16 protein-coding genes are annotated in these 17,479 nt (G+C 69.4%); all 16 read right to left on the reverse strand.

Annotation, left to right across the window (positions count from 1 at the left end):
* Positions 1-42: 42 nt before the first annotated feature.
* A complete protein-coding gene (locus WA670_RS43345; RefSeq protein WP_336161982.1) occupies positions 43-1,218 on the reverse strand; it encodes a low temperature requirement protein A in 1,176 nt (391 codons plus the stop codon).
* 182 nt (positions 1,219-1,400) lie between these two features.
* On the reverse strand, positions 1,401-2,078 hold the full coding sequence (locus tag WA670_RS43350) for a cysteine hydrolase family protein (protein WP_238604823.1): 678 nt from the start codon (positions 2,076-2,078) through the stop codon (positions 1,401-1,403).
* Between the two features lie 10 nt (positions 2,079-2,088).
* Positions 2,089-2,889 (reverse strand): SDR family NAD(P)-dependent oxidoreductase, encoded by an 801-nt coding sequence (locus WA670_RS43355; RefSeq protein WP_238604822.1) that lies wholly within the window; start codon positions 2,887-2,889, stop codon positions 2,089-2,091.
* Positions 2,886-4,943 (reverse strand): acetate--CoA ligase family protein, encoded by a 2,058-nt coding sequence (locus WA670_RS43360; protein ID WP_336161985.1) that lies wholly within the window; start codon positions 4,941-4,943, stop codon positions 2,886-2,888. The genes WA670_RS43355 and WA670_RS43360 overlap by 4 nt, the downstream gene beginning before the upstream one ends.
* A 105-nt stretch (positions 4,944-5,048) precedes the next feature.
* On the reverse strand, positions 5,049-6,173 hold the full coding sequence (locus tag WA670_RS43365) for an NDMA-dependent alcohol dehydrogenase (protein ID WP_336161986.1): 1,125 nt from the start codon (positions 6,171-6,173) through the stop codon (positions 5,049-5,051).
* Positions 6,170-7,078, reverse strand: a complete 909-nt coding sequence (locus WA670_RS43370) for an alpha/beta hydrolase (protein WP_336161988.1) — start codon at positions 7,076-7,078, stop codon at positions 6,170-6,172. Before WA670_RS43370 ends, WA670_RS43365 begins: the two co-directional genes overlap by 4 nt.
* Positions 7,075-7,944, reverse strand: coding sequence for an MBL fold metallo-hydrolase (locus WA670_RS43375; RefSeq protein WP_336161989.1), 870 nt, complete (start codon positions 7,942-7,944; stop codon positions 7,075-7,077). Before WA670_RS43375 ends, WA670_RS43370 begins: the two co-directional genes overlap by 4 nt.
* Before the next feature lie 24 nt (positions 7,945-7,968).
* Positions 7,969-9,090 carry an NDMA-dependent alcohol dehydrogenase gene (locus WA670_RS43380; RefSeq protein ID WP_336161990.1) on the reverse strand — a complete coding sequence of 374 codons (1,122 nt, stop codon included), beginning with the start codon at positions 9,088-9,090 and terminating at the stop codon, positions 7,969-7,971.
* A 357-nt stretch (positions 9,091-9,447) separates the two neighbouring features.
* Positions 9,448-10,383 (reverse strand): LysR family transcriptional regulator, encoded by a 936-nt coding sequence (locus WA670_RS43385; RefSeq protein ID WP_238604816.1) that lies wholly within the window; start codon positions 10,381-10,383, stop codon positions 9,448-9,450.
* A 12-nt stretch (positions 10,384-10,395) separates the two neighbouring features.
* Positions 10,396-11,754: a phenylacetate--CoA ligase family protein gene (locus WA670_RS43390; protein WP_336161992.1), complete on the reverse strand. Its 1,359-nt coding sequence runs from the start codon at positions 11,752-11,754 to the stop codon at positions 10,396-10,398.
* A 31-nt stretch (positions 11,755-11,785) separates the two neighbouring features.
* Complete coding sequence (locus tag WA670_RS43395; RefSeq protein ID WP_336161994.1) at positions 11,786-12,934, reverse strand: CaiB/BaiF CoA transferase family protein; 1,149 nt, start codon at positions 12,932-12,934, stop codon at positions 11,786-11,788.
* Positions 12,924-14,132 carry a CaiB/BaiF CoA transferase family protein gene (locus WA670_RS43400; protein WP_336161995.1) on the reverse strand — a complete coding sequence of 403 codons (1,209 nt, stop codon included), beginning with the start codon at positions 14,130-14,132 and terminating at the stop codon, positions 12,924-12,926. The genes WA670_RS43395 and WA670_RS43400 overlap by 11 nt, the downstream gene beginning before the upstream one ends.
* Position 14,133: 1 nt before the next feature.
* Positions 14,134-14,541, reverse strand: a complete 408-nt coding sequence (locus WA670_RS43405; protein WP_238604812.1) for a Zn-ribbon domain-containing OB-fold protein — start codon at positions 14,539-14,541, stop codon at positions 14,134-14,136.
* Complete coding sequence (locus WA670_RS43410) at positions 14,541-15,767, reverse strand: thiolase family protein (protein ID WP_238604811.1); 1,227 nt, start codon at positions 15,765-15,767, stop codon at positions 14,541-14,543. The genes WA670_RS43405 and WA670_RS43410 overlap by 1 nt, the downstream gene beginning before the upstream one ends.
* Positions 15,764-16,270: a MaoC family dehydratase gene (locus WA670_RS43415; protein ID WP_238604810.1), complete on the reverse strand. Its 507-nt coding sequence runs from the start codon at positions 16,268-16,270 to the stop codon at positions 15,764-15,766. The genes WA670_RS43410 and WA670_RS43415 overlap by 4 nt, the downstream gene beginning before the upstream one ends.
* 30 nt (positions 16,271-16,300) lie before the next feature.
* A complete protein-coding gene (locus WA670_RS43420; RefSeq protein ID WP_238604809.1) occupies positions 16,301-17,452 on the reverse strand; it encodes an acyl-CoA dehydrogenase family protein in 1,152 nt (383 codons plus the stop codon).
* Positions 17,453-17,479 lie beyond the last annotated feature (27 nt).

Raw genomic sequence — 17,479 nt, forward strand, 5'->3', positions numbered from 1 at the left:
TTCGTCGATTGTCCGCGGATGCTGCCTGTGCATCCGCAGTGGTCAGGCCGCAGCGGCTTCGCCGGTCTCCTCGACGGGCGGTCTCCAGACGAGCACTGCGACAGCGCCGGCGAGGACGACCGCGGCGAGAGCGAACGGCACCGGGATCAGCGGGTCGATCAGCACCAGGAGTCCGGCCAGCGGAATGACTGTGTTCACCACTCGGTCAGCGTGGGGCCTGATCGCCAGCGCCCAGATGCCGAGGACGAAGACGGCGAGGGGCACCGTGAAAGCGAACGAGGCCCAAGGCTGGCTCAGTTCGCTGTGGCCGCCCAGCACGTCGATCTCGACCTCGATGCCAGCGGAGAACGCGCCGGCGGCGGCGAAGATGAAGAAGTGCCCATAGCCGTAGGCCAGGGAGCTGAGGAAGCTGCTGATCGCGTGGTGGTGCGGCGGCCAGAAGTAGATCCACCACAACGCCGCAGTGGCGATCAGGGTGAGAGCGGCAACCCCGATCAGGGTCCCGAGATCGCCGGCGTCGTGGAGGGCCTCGATGATCGCGTTGGCCGAGCCCAGCAGGCTCTCGCCGAGCAGGATCAGAGTGAACAGCCCGTAGCGCTCGGTGATGTGATGCGGGTGCCACGGCGTGGAACCGGTGCGTTCGGCGAGGACTGGCACGCTGACCTCGGCCACGATCAGCACGACGAGGGCGACGGTGAACATCGAATCCGGCAGCAGCAACGAGGCGAGCCACAAAGCTTGGACCACGGTGATGCCAGTGGCGTACACGAGTGTGGCCCGGCGTGCGGCACCGGCCGAGCGGGAGGCCCGGAGCCATTGGGCGACCAGCGCGAGGCGCATGACGACGTAGGCGATGATCAGCACCGAGTAGTCGTGCTTCTCGAACGCCGGTGCGATGCCGGAGGCGAGGACGAGCACGCCGCCCATCTGCACGATCGTGAACACCCGATACAGCCAGTCGTCGGTGTCGAAGGACGTCGCGAACCAGGTGAAGTTCATCCAGGCCCACCAGATCCCGAAGAACACGATCCCGTAGTTGAGGATCCCGTCCAGCACATGGCCTTCGGTGAGCGCGTGGTGGAGCTGGACCGCGGCGATGCTCACCGCGACAACGAAGACGAGGTCGAAGAACAGCTCCAAAGTGGAGGCTGCCCGCCCCTCCTCGCGGGGGTCGCGGGGACGCATGGGCACGAGCCGGAAACGGGGCAGAGGTGTCATCTGGCCTGGCTTTCTGCACCTGAGTGCGGCTTGACGGTCGAGACCGGCCCAGGACGATCGCCCTCTCGGACGCCCTCGAGAGAGTTACCGCCCAGCGTTCGCGAACTCCGTGACGTCGCGATTATCGACCAGCTCTCGCCGGTCCGCCTGGTCGATCAGCACCTCGAACACCGCGGCCCTTTTCACCCGAACGCGGCCGCAGCCTCGGCTCCGGTGACCGGCTGCGCCAAGTATCCCGCGATGAGTTCTTCGGCCGCTGCCTGTTCCGCGGCGGTGCTGGCGGCGGTGCAGTCGGTCAGCAGGTACTGCCGGTAGCCGAGGTCGAACCCGGCCGCCGCGGTCAGCAACACGCATCTGTCGGTGACCACGCCCGCGTACAGGACCGTCCGCACGCCGAGATTCCGCAGCACGCCGTCCAGGTCGGAACTGCCGAACGCGCCCGAGCCGGACTTCGTGACGGACACGTCGCCAGGCTGGTAGAGCCCGGCCAAGGGTTCCGCCTCCCAGCTCCCCTCCCGCGCACCGGCTGCCCGCACGTATTCGCGCAACGCGGGCACGATGTCGCCGTACTCGGCGGCCCGGCTCGCGAACCGGGCGTGCACGACGATCGCGCCCGCGGCCCGCGCCGCGGGCAGGACGCCGGCCAGCGCCGGCCGGACGATCTCGGTGCAGCGGGTGATTTTGTAGCCGTCGCGCGACAAGCGGGCGCTGAGGCCCTCCGGATGGGCTTGCCAGTTGACCAGGTCGATCAGAACGACGGCCGTGTGCCGCGGCGCGAAGCCCGCCCATGGGTCGTCCGGATCGAAAGCGGGTGCGTTGTACCAGCGTCCGCGCAGATCGCCGGGCAGCAGTTCGCGCACAACACTCTCCTCAGTGGATGGTCAACCCGCCGGTGGGGCTGACCGTCAGGCCGGTGAGATAGCGCGATTCGTCAGAGGCCAGGAAGGCCACCACGTCGCCGATGTCCGGTGGCGCCGCGACGCCGAGCGGGCTGCGTTCGAGGATCTTCTCGTACTGCCGCCGGTGCCGGTCGCTCACCGCGCCCTCGCTTTCGAACGCCGCGACCCAGGACGGCGAGTCCCGGACCACGGTCACGCACACGCAGTTCACCCGGATGCGCTCGGCAGCGAGTTCCTTCGCCAACACTTTGCTGGCCATGATGAGGCCGCCGGAGAAAGCGGCGATGGCGGTCTGCCCCGGCGTCGGCACCCGGCCGCCCTCCGACGTCACGAAGACGACGCTGCCCCCGCCGCGCTCCCGCAGATGAGGCACAGCCGCTTGCACCACGTTCAGCTTCGCCCCGACCGCGGCGCCGACGAAAGCGGTGACCCGGTCGAGATCGACCTCGGCGAACGGACCGCGGACCGCGGTGGTGCGGGCCTCGTCGTCATTGCCGCCGGCGCTCGGCACCACGATGTCGAGCCCGCCGAACCGCGCCACCGCTTCCGCCGCCGCGGCCCGCATGTCCACTGTGGACCGCACGTCGCCCGCGACGAAATGGCCGGTGCCGCCTGCCTCGGCGATTTCCGCCAGCACCCGTTGGGCTTTGCCCTCGTCGCGGCCGTTGACGACCACCGACGCGCCGCCCGCGGCGAGCCGGAGCGCCGCGCCTCGGCCGATCCCGCCGGTGCCGCCCGTGACGAGCGCTACCTTTCCGTTCAGCCGGCTCATCGCCGCACCTCCGTCGTGTCCGCCAGGCTGATCGCCTTCAGCAGCCGGGCCGGGTCGTCGAACACCGGGATGCCGGCCTCGCGCAGGACGGCCAGCCCGCGCCGCGCCAGTTCCGCGGCGATCGTCCACGACACCACGACCGGTTTCGGCGAAGCCGCCACCTGCTCGGCGATCTGGCCCGCGATCTGCTCGGCCATCGGATCGGCGACCGTCGTGATCGAGATCGCGACGGTGTCGACCTCGTCCGAATCGAGCAGGACCTCGAGGGTCTGGCCGAAGATCGCCGGATCGGCGGTCACCCGGCCGGTCACGTCCACCGGGTTCGCGAAGGCCGCGTAGCCGGGAAGGATCGCGGCAAGCTCTGACTGCAGTTCCGCGCTGAAGGTCGGAACCTCGAAGCCGTACTGGGCACACAGGTCCGCGGTCATCGAGCAGGCCCCGCCCGACGTGGAAACGATCGCGACGCGGGAGCCGCGCGGGATGCCACCGGAGGCGTGGTGCACTTGCAGCGTGTCCAGCATTTCCGTCATCGAGTCCACTGTGGTCGCACCGCTGCGGTCGAGCAGCGCTTGGTACACGAGGTAGTCGCCGGCGATGCTTCCGGTGTGCGACTGGACCGCTCGCGCACCAGCTTCGGAACGGCCGGTTTTCAGCACCAGCACCGGCTTTCCCGCCGCGGTCACCTGCTCGATCGCGGTGAGCAGGCCACGGCCGTCGGTGACGCCTTCGAGGATGACGGCGATCGCCTCGGTTCCGTCGTCGGTGGCGAAGTGGCTCAGATAGTCCGCGACCGTGATCGACGCCTGGTTGCCGACGCTGACGTAGCGGCCGATGCCGATTCCGCGTTCCCACGCCTGCGACGCGAGACTCCCGCCGAGCGCACCGCTCTGCGCCACGATCGCGACGCCGCCGTCCGGCGTGTTCATCATGTCCTGCGCCTGGATGAACGAGACCTGGACCTTGCTGCCCGGGCTCATCACCCCGGCCGAGTTCGGGCCGCACAACAGGATCCCGTGCCGTTCGGCGAGTTCGACAAGCTGCTGTTCCAGTCCGTGCTCGCCGGTCTCGGAAAACCCGGAGCTGATCACCACCGCGGCTTTCACGCCGAGGGCGCCGCACTGTTCGAACACCTCCGGGCATCCGGCGGCGGCCACCGCGACGCACGCGAGATCGATCTCGCCGGGTTTCAGGTCGGTCAGGCTCGGCACGGCCGGGAACCCGTCGATCTCCTCGGCTTTCGGGTGCACAGCCACGACGCGGCCCGCGTAGCCGTGCTGTTTGAGGTAGCGCAGCACCCGGTTGCCGGGCTGCACGACGCTCGCGCTCGCTCCGATCACGGCGATCGACTTCGGCTCGAACAGCGGATCGAGGTTCCGTACCGGCCGCGCGGCGGGCGGTGCCGGGACCGGCTCCTCCGCCACCGCGATCCGCGCGTCCACGACGATGGGCCCCCGCTCGGTCAGCACGATCGGGTTCAGGTCGGCTTCGACCAGATCCGGCACCTCCGCCGGGAGCCGGGAGGCCGCCGCGACGACCTCCGCCACCTCGTCGAGGACGTCCGGCGCGCCACGGTAACCGCCCAGCAGCTTCCCGAGCACGGTGCCGCGGAGCAGCTCCGTCGCCTCAGCGGCGGTGACCGGGCACGGCGCGAGCATCCGGTCCGGCAGCAGTTCGACCAGCGAGCCGCCCGCGCCGACCACGATCACCGGGCCGAACGCCGGATCGCGCTTGAGCCCGGCGAACACCTCGATCCCGGTGGGACGCACCATTTCCTGCACCAGGATCTGCCAGCCCGGGAGACCGAGTTCCCCGGCCAGCTCCCGCAACCGCGCAGCACCAGCGACCGCGGCGGCGTGCCCCTGTACGTCGAGCAGCACGGCGCCGACGTCCGCCTTGTGCACCAGCGCCGGGCTCATCAGTTTCAAGACGACCGGAACGCCGAACTCGTCCGCGGCGGCGACCGCCTCCGCCGGGGACGCCGCGAGACGCTCCCGCACGGCGGGGACCCCGGCCGCGGCCAAGGCTTTCGCCACTTCGTCGTAGCCCAGCAGCATTGCCGCCTCCTCGCGGTTCGGTGCTCTTCCGGTGTTTTCACCGTAATTCGCGGGCACCTCCCATTCAAGTGACGAATTCCGAATCGGTCCTTCGGGAAGTCCGAATCACCGGTGCCGGTCCGCGAAACTCACGACGCCGCGCACGTTCAACCCGTTGTGCATATCCGAGTACGCCTCGTTCACCTGTTCAATGTCGTAGGTACGGGTGATCAATTCCTCCAGCTTCAGCGAGCCGTTCCGGTACAGGTCCAGCAGCAGCGGGATTTCCCGGGCCGGGCCGCCCATTCCGTAGAGCGCGCCTTGGATCCGTTTTTCCGACATGGTGAAATCGAGCAGCGGCACCGGGATTCCGGTGAGGTCGTGGTTGGCCGCACTCGTCACCACGAGCGTGCCGCCCTTGCGGATCGTCCCGTACGCCTGCGCCAAGTGCTCGGCGGCGAGCACACCGACGCACACGATCGCGGAATCCGCGCCTTGGCCGTCGGTCAGCGACCGGGCCAGTTCGGCCGCCTCGCCGATGTCCGAGAACGCGTCCGTGGCCCCGAGTTTCAGTGCCAGTTCGCGCTTCATGGCCACCGGATCGACGGCGATGACCCGCTCCGCGCCGACGTAGCGCGCGCCCTGCACGGCGTTCATCCCGATGCCGCCGGTGCCCATCACGATCACCACGTCCCCGGCGTCGATCCCGGCCGCGCGGACCGCCGATCCCCAGCCGGTCGGCACCGCGCAGCCGACGATGGCGGCGACCTCGAACGGGATGTCGCGCCGGATCGGCGTCGCGGAGACCTCCGGGATGACCGTCCATTCGGAAAACGTGGAGATACACGCGTTCTGTGCGACGCCAAGACCGTCGGCGTGCATCCGGAAGGTGCCGTCGAGTTGGGTGCCGACGGTGATCAGCGCGCCGTTGTCGCACAGGTTCTGCCGTCCGGTGACGCACATCCGGCAGTGCCCGCACGCCGGGATGAACGACGTGACGATGTGGTCGCCCGGCACGACCCGGGTGACGCCCGGGCCGACCTCGCGGACGATGCCCGCGCCTTCGTGCCCGCCGCAGGCCGGGTAGGAGTGGAAAGGGATGTCGCCCTGGGCGAAGTGGTCGTCGGAGTGGCACAGCCCGGACGCCATCACCTGGACGAGGACTTCTCCGGCCTTCGGCGGGTCCAGGTCGACCTCGCGCACGTCCCACGTGCCCGGTGCTTCCCACAGCAGTGCGGCGGTCGTCTTCACGAGGCGGCTCCCGGGTAGCAGGTGCGCAGGAAACTCCGGTAGGCGTCGACGATTCCGCTGCTGTGCGACTCGTCCGCGATCAGCTCGGTGCTGACCCGGAGGCCGGGCAGCGGACGTTCGGTCGCCACGTCGAGAAAGCGCAGGAACTCGATCCCCAGATGCCGGTAGAACTGGCTGGGACCCAGCATTTCGTACGCGTTCACGGTCAGGTGCAGGAAAGTTTCCCGTGCCGGAGGTTCGGTGTCCGCCAGCAGTTTTTCGTAACGTTCGTAGATGCGGCTGTCCGGGACGACGACCCCGGGACTGCCGGCCCCGAAACGGGTGAACAGGCTCGATCCCGAAGTGAGCGCGAACAGCGTGAACAGCCCGCCGTAGGAATAGCCGAAAAGCCCGACGTCGTCGGCACGGAACCGGTAGCGCGCGGAGATTTCCCGGTGCAGTTCCGTCTCCAGGAACGCGAGGAAGTTGTCCGCGCGGGCGTTCTTCTGCTGGGCGAAGAATTCCTCGTACATCGACTCCGGCGCCGCGCCCGACTCGACGCCGAGCCGCCGCCGGATGTGCGCGCGCATGAAGTCCGGCACGCCCTCCCCCGGCGGCACCAGGTCGCGGTTGCGCAGCACCAGCTGCCTCGGCGCGTCGGCGGCGACGTACCCGACGTTCACCTGCAGATACGGCTCCACCGGCCGCGCCTGCTGCCGGTCGGTGATCGCGCCGCGCACGCCTTCGGTGAGCGGTGCGATGAGGTTGCCGTCCGTCGCGTAGACCAGCGGGTACTCCCGGCTGCTTCCCTCGTAGCCGCGCGGGAGGAAAACGCTGACCGCGAACCGGGCTCCGACGGCGGCCGAGTCGATTTCGAAGTACTCGGTCGTCGCGCCCGGGGTGGCCATCGCGGTGCCGGTGGTCACGAGACCCCCTGAGCACTGAGCGTCGTCCAGCTCCGCCGCGAATCGGCGCGCAGGACCCGGCCGAACGCCGAACCGGTGAGGTGGCATTGCGCCGCGACCGCGTGCGGGTCGCCCGCCAGCTCGCCCATCATCCGGTCGCGGGTCCGTTTGCCCATTTCGGCATCCACCTCGAAGACCAGCGAAACCTCGTTGTCGGACAGCTGGACCGGGCAGTGCAGGACGTCGCCGAGGATGATCGCGCGCTGCTGTCCCGATGAGACGACGAGCGAGCAATGGCCCGGCGTGTGCCCGGGAGTCGCGACGACCGAAACGCCGGGTGCGATGACCGCGCCGTCGGAAACCGCGTCGGCTCGCCCTTCGAGCGGGCCCAGCACGCCGCCGGGGCCGACCGCAGCCATCGGGTTGTCGCCCAGCGACGACCAGTAGTCGATTTCGCCTTCGCCGACGACGTGGCGGGCGTTGCCGAAGGTGAGCGCGTCGCCCTGCGCGGTCCAGCCGACGTGGTCGATGTGCAGGTGGGTGTAGAAGACCGTGTCGATGTCTTCCGGGGTCAGGCCCTCTTCGCGGAGGCTGGTGAGCAGGCGGCCGGAGCGGAACTCGCCGTCCGCGGCGGGGAACGCCACCGTGTGGTCGCCGAAGCCGAGGTCGACGAGGATTTTGCGGTCGCCGGTCCGGATGAGGAAGGTGCCGAGGGAGAGCAGGAGCTTCCCGTCGTCGTCGAAGAGCTCCCGGTGCGCGTTCCACAGTTCCGGCGTGCCTGCCGGGAACAGCGCGGTCTCGGAGACGCTGGCCTCGCCGTCGGGCAGGTAGGTGATGCTGATGTCGCCGACGGAGATCGTCTCGCGCGGCGAAGCGTGTGCGGACATCGTTGTCCTTTCGGTCTTCGGGCGTTAGGAGGAGTGGACGAGGACGCCGCGCAGGTTCCGGCCTGCCTTCATGTCGTCGAAACCGGCGGCGACGTCGTCGAGGGCGTAGCGGGTGGTGACCAGTTCCTCGAGTTTCAGCACGCCTTGGCGGTACATCTCGAGCTGCGCCGGGATGTCCGCGGTCGGCGAACTCGCGCCGAACAGGGAACCTTGCAGGCGCTTTTGGTACAGGACGAGTTCGTGCAGGTTGAAGTCGCCGTCGCGGACGAAGCTCTCGCCAAGCCCGACCGCGACGCACGTGCCTGCCTTGCGGACCGCGGCGAGCCCTTCGCCGAGGTGTTTCCCGGTCACGACGCCGACCGCAACGATCGCCGAATCGGCGCCCTGGCCGTTGGTCATCGACCGGGCCAGCTCAGTCGCCTCGGCCATGTCCGCGACCGCGTGCGTCGCACCGAGCTTCAAGGCCGATTCCCGTTTGAACGCAACAGGATCGACCGCGATCACCGCGGCCGCGCCGGCGTGCGCGGCACCCTGGACGGCGTTGATCCCGATGCCGCCGATGCCCATCACGATCACGACGTGCCCGGGCCGCACCGCGGCCGAGTTGACCGCCGCGCCCCATCCGGTGCCGACGCCGCAGCCGGTGAGGCACGCGAGGTCGAGCGGGATGTCCGGGTCGATCTTGATCACCGACGCGGTGGACACGGTGGTGTACTCGCAGAACGTCGAGAGCCCGGCCATCTGGGCGACCGGCCGCCCGTCGAGCGACAGCCGGAACGACGTCGGGTCCTCCGGCCGCGCGCCGGTGCCGAGCGAGGCGCCGAGGTCACAGAGGTTCTGCAGGCCGCGAGCGCAGAACCGGCACCGGCCGCAGACCGGCAGGAACGAGAACACGACGTGGTCGCCTTCGGCGAAGCCCGGCGTACCGGGCCCGACCGCCTCGACGATCCCGGACCCCTCGTGCCCGCCGGCGAACGGCAGGATCGGCGGGGTCTGGTCGCCGGTGGCGAAGTGGTCGTCGGAGTGGCACAGGCCGCTCGCGGCCATCTTGACGCGGACTTCGCCGGGCCGCGGGTCCTCGACCTCCAGTTCGACCACCTCGTACTGGCCGGGAGTTTCCCGCAGCACCGCGCCGCGGGTCAGCACGCGACCACCGTGCCCGGATGTGCGCCCATGGGCTTCGGCCTCCTTTGCGGACAGCGCGGAAAAGCGCTGGTGAAAAGTGCGAAATGTGACGCAGGAGATTTCCCGCCGCACGTTCGATGTTAGGCAGATCACGCCCGCGGGATCAATTCGGAATATCCGAAGCAGCAATTCGGGAACGGGAAAGCGGGCGGGCGCGGCGATCGCCGCGCACGAGGTTTCTCAGCAGCGGCGCGGGGGTGGCTGGCCGCGCGGTTGCGTTGCCCGCCAAGGCAAAGCGGAGCACCCGCCGGAACGAGTTGAGGTCCGTGAAGGGCCCCTTGAGGGAATCTGATTCCCCCAAGGAGTCCTTCACGGACCTCAGTCGGCCACCGGGGGTTCGTCGACGGGCCGGTCCAGCAGCTGCTCGATCAGCGCCCGGCACGCGGCAGCCGGACGGCGGCCCGCCGCGGTCGCGAGGTGGATCTTCCGCTCGGCCCACGGTTCGGCGAGTTCGACGACCGCCACCCGCTCCAGGAATTCGCGGGTCACCATGCACTCCGGCTGCGCCGCGACGCCGAGACCGGCCTGCACCAGGCTCAGCGCGACCTCCCCGCTGCGCACGCTGAACGCCGGTTCGAACTCCTCGCCGAGGCGCCGCGCCGCGGCCCGGAACGCACCCGACATCGGGCCGACCGCGATCAGGGGCTCCGGCAGCAGCTCCTCGAACGTCACGCTCAGCCGGTCCGCGAGCCGGTGCCCGCGCGGCAGCGCCACCACGATCCGGTCGCGGCGGTAGGGCGTCACGTCCACTCCGGTGAGATCGAGTTCGTGCGCCGCGGCGAACACGCCGAGATCCGCCTCGCCGCGGGCGACCTCCTGCAGGATTTCCCGGTTTTCGATTTCGTGGACGATTATCCGGACCTGCGGGTACTGCCGGGAGAATTCACCGAGTTCCCGGGCAAGAAACGGCGCGAAGATCGACCGCGCCGAAGCGATCGTCAGATCGCCCTGCATTCCCTCGCTGAACGCCGCGATTTCCGACCGGATGTCCTCCAGGCTGCCGAAGATCTTCCGCACGTGCCGCGCCAGCACCGCGCCCGCCGGCGTGGGCACCACCCCGCGCGGGCCGCGGTCCAGCAGTTCGATGCCGGCGATGGCCTCCAGGTCGTGGATCCGTTTCGTCGCCGTCGACGCCGAGACGTTCTCCCGGATCGCGGCCAGCCCGATCTGCTTCTCCTCGACCGCGGACAGGAACAACCGCAGGGTCAGGAGGTCGACCTGCCGGATCAGGTGCAGCCTGTTGAACGCGCTCACGCTCTACCTCTATCACGCGGTCTGCGCGGGCACCCGTTCTACGAGGTTGACTTTCACGTGGTCGGGGCGCTTCAAGGAGCCGTCCGGGACCAGTGTGACGGCGGTTTTCACGTTCAGCGCGGACCGGATCCGGCTCTCCAGGGACGCTCGGAGTTCATCCTGTTTCTCCGACGGAAGGCCCGCCGCGTGTTCGACCACGAGCGGCAGCGGCTTCTGGGTGGAATGCCCCTCGAAGTCCGCGCGGATCCGCATCTCCCCCGTGGTGACCGGAGCCAGCTCCGCCACCAGCTGCTTGATCGCCGACGGGAACACGTTGATCCCGCGCACGATCAGCATGTCGTCGGTCCGGCCGATGCAGCGCACCGTGTACCCGGTCCGCCCGCACGCGCAGTCCGTGCCGGTCACCACGACGTGGTCCCGGGTCCGGAAGCGCACCAGCGGCGACGCCTGCCGCCGCAGCGCGGTGTACACCAGCTCGCCCTGCGCGCCCTCGACCGGGGCGATCTGCTCCCCAGTGTCGGGGTTGATCAGCTCGGCGACCATCAGGTCCGGCGACAGGAAATGCATCCCGTTCGCGGCCTCGCATTCACCCCAATAGGTGCACGCGATGTCGGTCCCGCCGAGCATTTCCCGCGAGGTCGCGCCCCATAGCGCTTCGAGCTTCTCCCGCACCGCGGGCAGCCCGCCGCCGGGTTCGCCGCCGACGCTGATCGCGCGAACTCCCAGCTCGCGGGCGTCCAGGCCGACGATCGACGGGGCCTGTTCGGCGAGGTACGCCAGAAAATAGGGCGTCCCGATGAGCGCGTTCGGCCGCTGGTCCGCCTGCACGCGCAGCAACCGCTCCGCCCCGGCCTCGGCGCCGATCGGGATGTCCACGATCCCCATGTGCTGCAGGATCTGCACCACCGGCAGCCCGCCGACGAACCCCTTGCTCATCCCGAACGCGTGCAGCAGCCGGTCGCCCGGCCGGAACCCGTTCGCGTAAAGCGCCCGCGCGCCCAGCTCGCACCACGTTTCGATGTCGCTGCGGGTCAGCCCGACATACGAGGGGCTGCCCGTGGTCCCCGAGGAGGCCTGGATCTGGACGATCTCGTCCGGGCCCGCCGCCACGTGCGCGCCCAGCGGCGGCGCGGCGGCCAGGCTCTCGCGCAGCTCCTGCTTCTCCGTGAACGGCAGCCGGACCAGGTCCTCCACCGTCCGGACCGCAGCCGGATCCACTCCGGCAGCAGCGAACTTCTCCCGGTAGAACTCGCTCCGCGCACCCACGTACGCCAGCTGCTCGCGCAGCCGCTCTTCCTGCACGACCCTGGCCTCGTCCGCCGAGGCGGACTCGATCGCGCTCCACTGCTTTTCCGAATACGGCGCAGCCATGGCATTTTCCACTTCTGTCCTGGGACGGGGTTCAGGCCCGGGTCGGCAGCACCGAGCCGAGCAGGTCGTTGTCCGCGCCGGTCGGGCGGACCGGGTGCAGCGGAGGCGGACGCCGGCCGTCGAACGACAGCGGCAGCCCGACGACGCCGATCTCGTCCTCGTCGACCGTGCCGATGATGCCGAGTTCGCGGGTCTGCTCGTGGCCGACCAGCTCCGGCGTCGTCTGCACCGGCGCGCACGGGATCCCGGCCGCCTCCAGCCGTTCCTGCCACTGCGCGCGGGTGCCGGTCGCGATCCGCTCGCCGATCAGCCGGTCGATTTCGGCGCGATTGTCCAGCCGTGCGGCGTTCCCGGCGAACCGCGGGTCGGCCGCCCATTCCGGATGGCCGAGCGCCTCGGACAGCCGGGCGAACAGCGCGTCGTTGGCGCAGCTGACGATCAACGCGCCGTCCGAGGCCGCGAACGCGCGGTGCGGGACGATGAACGCCACGCCGGAGCCGTGCCTGCCGCCGGGATGCCCGTCGGCCTGGTAGCCGGCGATGCCGACGGAGTTCCACGCGATCGCCGTCTCCAGCAGCGACGCGTCCACCGCCGCCCCGGTGTGCTTCACGTGCCGCCGGTTCAGCGCCGCGAGGACGCCGATCACCGCCCACATCCCGGTTCCGAAGTCCACAATGGACACCCCGGCGCGCACCGGGCCGCCGTCGGCTTCGCCGGTGATGTCCATGATTCCGGCGAACGCCTGCATCAGCGGGTCGTAGCCGGGCAGTTCGCGCAGCGGGCCTGCCTTGCCGAACGCGCCGATCTCGCAGTGCACGAGTTCCGGTTTGGTCACCCGCAGGTTCTCTGCGTCGAGGCCGTAACGCGCCGCAGTGCCCGGCCGCAGGTTGTGCAGGAACACGTCGGCCCGCTCGGCGATGAGCCGGTGCAGCGTCGCCAGCTGCCCGCGGTCCTTGATGTCGAGGCTGAGGTAGCGGCGGCCGCGGTTGAGCGCGTGGAACGCCGCTCCGTCGCCCTTCCACTCGCTCGGCCCCCAGCTGCGCGCGGAGTCGCCGGTCGGCCGCTCGACTTTCCACACCTCGGCGCCGAGTTCGGCGAGGATCTTGCCGGCGAACGGCGCGGACGCGCTGTCGCTCAGCTCCACCACGACGATCCCCGTCAGGGGCAGTTCACGCGTCATCGCGCACTCCCGTCCCGGCCGCGCCCGAGGCAACCAGCGCGCCGATCTCGTTCTCGCCGAACCCGAACTCCCCCAGCAGCTCCGCCGAATGCTCGCCGAGCCGGGGCGCGGGGTACCGCAGCTCGGGAGCACTCTCGCTCCACTGCTGCGGGATGCCGATGGTGCGCAGCCGTCCCTCCGAAGGATGGTCCTGCTCCGCGAAAAACCCGATCTCCTCCATGTGCGGATCGCTCAGCAGCGTCTCCGGCGTGTTCATCCGGATCGCCGGGATGTCGGCCTCGCCGAGCAGCTTCAGCCAGTCCGCGGTGGCTCGGGTGGCGAACACCTCGGCCAGGAACGCGTACAGCTCGCCGATGTGCTCGGTCCGGCCGTCGATGCTGGCGAATCGCGGGTCCTCGCCGAGATCCGCCCGCCCGACCGCGGCGAAGAACCGCTGCCAGTGCCGGTCGGTGTAGATGTTGACGCCGAGGTAGCCGTCGAGGGTCCGGTACGGGCGGCGGTCGGAGTTCATCATCCGCGCGTAGCCCCAGTCCCCGATCGGCGGCACGAAGGTGTGCCCGTAGAGGTGGTCGCCCATGGCGAAGTGCGCGAACGTCTCGAACATCGGCACCTGCACCTCCTGGCCGCGCCCGCTGCGTTCCCGCCGGTACAACGCCGCCGTCACCGCCGAGGACGTCGCCATGCCGACCACCCGGTCCGCGATCGCGGTGGCCACGTACGCCGGCTCTCCGGCGCCCCGGCTCTGCAGCACCGGCATTCCGACCGCGGCCTGGATCAGGTCGTCGTAGGCCGGTTTGCTCGCGTACGGGCCGTTCTGGCCGAAGCCGAAGCAACCGCAGTACACCAAGCGCGGATTGACTTCCCGCAGGTTCGCATAGGACAGACCGAGCCGCCGCATCGCCGCCGGGCGCAGGCTGTAGAGCAGCACGTCCGCCGACCGCGTCATCCGCAGCAGCGCGTCCCGCCCGTCCGGATGCTTCAGGTCGAGGACGAGACTGCGCTTGTTCCGGTTCAGGTGCAGGAAGATCGCCGCCATCCCGGGACTGCGCCGCGGCCCGACGCCGCGGGTGGTGTCGCCTTCCGGCGGCTCCACCTTCGCGACGTCGGCACCGAGGTCCGCGAGCAGCAGGGACGCGTACGGACCCATGAAGTTCGAGGTCAGGTCCAGGATCCGCACTCCGTCGAGCGGTCCGGCCATGTCATCCCTCCGCGGCCGGGGCGAACACCGGGAGCGTCTGCTCCCCGCGCCGCACGAACCGGACCTCGACCGGCATGCCGATCTCGATCGCGTCCGGTTCCGCCTCGATCTGCGTGAACAGCTGGTAGCCCTCCGCCATCTCGACGAACCCGACCGTGTAGGGCACGATCGCCGCCCACGTCGGCGTCGGGCCGCGCATGACCGTGCTGTAGGACCACACCGTGCCGCGGCCCCGCGATTCCTCCCAGCCCAGCGACTTGGCCGAGCAGTGCGGACAGTACGAGTGCGCAGGCCACACGACCTCGCTGCACGCACCGCAGCGCTGATAGGTGAGCCGTTCCTCGCCGAGCGCCGCCCAGTACGGTTCGGCGTCGGGCAGCCGGTAGGGCTGCGGCCAGTCCTCGCTCATCACGGCCTCCCAGCTTCGTTGCCGGACAACACCATCACGCCCGCCGCGGCGAGCATCCCGCCCGCGCCCTGCACCAGCACCGTGCGCGGTTTCCGCTTCGGCGCGAGCCCCAGCGCGGTGCCGCGCAGCTGGCGGACGGCCTCGACCAGACTGTCCATATTGCACGAGATCCCGGGCTGTCCGAAGGAAAGCCAGCCGCCGTTGGTGTCGGTCGGCAGGTCGCCGTCGACGCCGGTCCGGCCTTCGCGGTACACGTCGATGCCGTGGCCCTTCTTCGCGAAACCCAGGTCCTCCATGATGATCGGGCCCATGTGCGCGAAGTTCACCGACAGCTGCAGCATGTCCACATCGGACGGAGTCAGCCCGGACCGGGTGAATGCCTGACGGGCGGCCTCCACGGTCGCGGTGTGCGTCAGGTTCGGAAACTCGCCCAGTCCGGCGAACCGGCCCGAGCGCATGTTCATCCGGTCGGTGAGGTACTCGTGGGTGGTCGCCGACCCGTAGCCCCGCACCCAGATCGGATCGCGTGCTTCCTTCGCGCGTTCGGGCGAGGTCACCACCAGCGCGCCGCCGGTGCCGCCGCCCCAGGTGGAGCACATCCACCGGCGCAGCGGTGTGGCGACGTACGGCGAGGACAGCACCTTCTCGCGGTCGATCTCGCCGTGTTTGCGCTTCGCCGCGTGCGGATGCTGCGCGCCCCATCGCTGATTGGCGATGGCGACGTCGGCGAGATCCTCTTCGGTCATCCCGTATTCGTGGAAATACCGGTGCGCGGCCTGCGCGTACAGCGACGGGATGGTCGGGCCGTAGGGCACCTCGTACTGCGGGTCCGAGTCCGCCTCCGAACCCATCGCGACCGCGTCCACGAACAGTTCGGTCGCGTCGCTCTGCACGCACAGCACGTACTCCGCCGCACCGGCCGCGATCATCTGCGACGCCACCGCGATGGTCGACGTCAATCCGGCGCCGTGCAGGGTGATCTCGCTGTTGAGCGTCACCGGCATCTGCAGGTGCGAGATGAAGATGTTGCTCCACTGGGACCGTTTGTCCGCCCACGGCGAGCGCCCGGTGAACACCGCGTCCACCTGGTGCTTGCCGATCCCGGCGTCGGCCAGCGCGGCCATCGTCGCCTCGGTGGCCAGCTGCAGCGGGTCTTTCCGGTCGGCCTTCGACGCGTACGCGTCGCCCATCCCGACGATCGCGGCGACCGGTTCGCCGGCGCTCACTTCTTCTCCGGCTGCTTCTCCGTCGGCAGGGACGCCGCGAGCAGCGCTTCGAGGTCCTCGCGGCGGCGCAGCATCAGCAGGCTCCACTCGCTGCGCTGCACCACGTAACCGTCCTGGTTGAGCGCCTTCATCAGGAAGGTCGTGACGCCGTACTTGTCGTCCTTTTCCTTCTTCGCGGTGACTTCGGCGGTCACGTAGATCGTGTCGTCGATCGCGACCGGCTTGAGGTAGCGCAGGTTGTCGATCCCGTAGTTCGCCTGGATCGACGGGCCGAACTGGATCAGCCCGGTCATGATCGAGTACGTCAGCGAGCCCTGCACCAGCCGCTTGCCGAACCGGGTCTGCTCCGCGTAATGCTTGTTGGAGTGGATTTCGATCCAGTTGCCGGTGAGCGCGCAGTAGTTGACGACGTCGGCCTCGGTGATCGTCCGCCCGCCGGTGCGGAAGACCTGGCCGACCTCCAGCTCGTCGTAGGGCATGTCGATGCGGTTGTTGATCCCCATTGATCTTCTCTCCTCAGGAAAACGAGCGGGTCAGGCGGGCAGGCGCATCGACTTCGCGATGATCGTGCGCTGGATCTGCGAGGTGCCGCCGCCGATCGTGGACTGGATGCTTTCGCGCAGGTACCGCTCCATGTCGCCCTCGGGCAGGTTCGCGTAGCCGCCCAGGATCTGCATGCCGTCGAGCGCGCACTGCTTCAGCGTTTCCGAGCCGTACAGCTTCGCCATCGACGTCTCGCGCGCTGCCGGCAGGTTCTCGGCCTTCATCTGCGCGGCGCGGTAGCAGAGCAGGCGGGCGGCGTCGACGCGCGTCTGGTTCTCCGCCAGCATGTGCTTGAGCACCTGGAAATCGCGGATCGGCTTGCCGAACTGGGTGCGCTGGTGGGCGTAGCGGTTGGCGTTGTTCACCGCTTCCTGCGCGTTGCCGGTGTAGGCCGCGGCGACCGCGCAGCGTTCCAGCTCCAGGTGCTCGGTGATGATCTTCCAGCCCTGACCGGCCTCGCCGAGCAGCGCGTCGGCGGGCACCCGGACCTCGTCGAGGAAGATCTCGGTGGTGCCGGTCGCGTGCCGGGACAGCGTCGGGAGCTTGCGGATGTCCAAGCCCGGGGTGTCGTTCGGGATCAGCAGCACGGACAGGCCGTTGTGCTTGTCGTTCTTGTCCGTGCGGACCAGCATCGCGATGACGGTGTCCTTCGCCGCCGCGCCGCTGCACCACAGCTTCGAGCCGCTGACGATCCAGTCGCCGTTCTCGTCCTGGCGGGCGTGGGTCTTGGTGTTGGCCGCGTCGGAACCGGCGTCCGGCTCGGAAATCGAGACCGAGAACCGGATCTCGCCGTCGATGAACGGCTTGACGTAGCGCGCCTTCTGCTCGGCGGTGCCGTACTTGATGATGTTCATCGCGGTGAACGTCGGCACCAGGACCGAGCAGGCGAAGTCGAAGCCGAACTTGCCCAGGCCCTCGGCCATCAGGGAGTAGTCGAAGATGTCCCCGCCGGAGCCGCCCTCGGATTCCGGGATCAGGATGCCGAGCCAGCCCTGCTTCGCGATCTTGTCATACGCCTCGTACGGGTACTGCCGTTCGAAGTCGCAGTTCCGGACGTACTCGACGGTGATTTCGTTGTCCATGAAGTCGTTGACGGTCTTCAGCCATTCCGCCTGCGATTCATTGAGGAAATTCGCGCACATTTTCTCGTACTCCCATCGCGGTTTCCA

This window comes from Amycolatopsis sp. VC5-11, assembly GCF_037034185.1.
GTDB classification, from domain to species: Bacteria; Actinomycetota; Actinomycetes; order Mycobacteriales; family Pseudonocardiaceae; genus Amycolatopsis; species Amycolatopsis nivea.

What these genes read in the sequence shown, in the direction of transcription:
- WA670_RS43355 (WP_238604822.1), bottom strand. Translation starts at nt 2,889, where the DNA reads ATGAGCCGGCTGAACGGAAAGGTAGCGCTCGTCACGGGCGGCACCGGC.
- WA670_RS43405 (WP_238604812.1), bottom strand. Translation starts at nt 14,541, where the DNA reads ATGAGCGAGGACTGGCCGCAGCCCTACCGGCTGCCCGACGCCGAACCG.
- WA670_RS43360 (WP_336161985.1), bottom strand. Translation starts at nt 4,943, where the DNA reads ATGCTGCTGGGCTACGACGAAGTGGCGAAAGCCTTGGCCGCGGCCGGG.
- WA670_RS43395 (WP_336161994.1), bottom strand. Translation starts at nt 12,934, where the DNA reads ATGACGCGTGAACTGCCCCTGACGGGGATCGTCGTGGTGGAGCTGAGC.
- WA670_RS43375 (WP_336161989.1), bottom strand. Translation starts at nt 7,944, where the DNA reads ATGTCCGCACACGCTTCGCCGCGCGAGACGATCTCCGTCGGCGACATC.
- WA670_RS43400 (WP_336161995.1), bottom strand. Translation starts at nt 14,132, where the DNA reads ATGGCCGGACCGCTCGACGGAGTGCGGATCCTGGACCTGACCTCGAAC.
- WA670_RS43415 (WP_238604810.1), bottom strand. Translation starts at nt 16,270, where the DNA reads ATGGGGATCAACAACCGCATCGACATGCCCTACGACGAGCTGGAGGTC.
- WA670_RS43390 (WP_336161992.1), bottom strand. Translation starts at nt 11,754, where the DNA reads ATGGCTGCGCCGTATTCGGAAAAGCAGTGGAGCGCGATCGAGTCCGCC.
- WA670_RS43345 (WP_336161982.1), bottom strand. Translation starts at nt 1,218, where the DNA reads ATGACACCTCTGCCCCGTTTCCGGCTCGTGCCCATGCGTCCCCGCGAC.
- WA670_RS43420 (WP_238604809.1), bottom strand. Translation starts at nt 17,452, where the DNA reads ATGTGCGCGAATTTCCTCAATGAATCGCAGGCGGAATGGCTGAAGACC.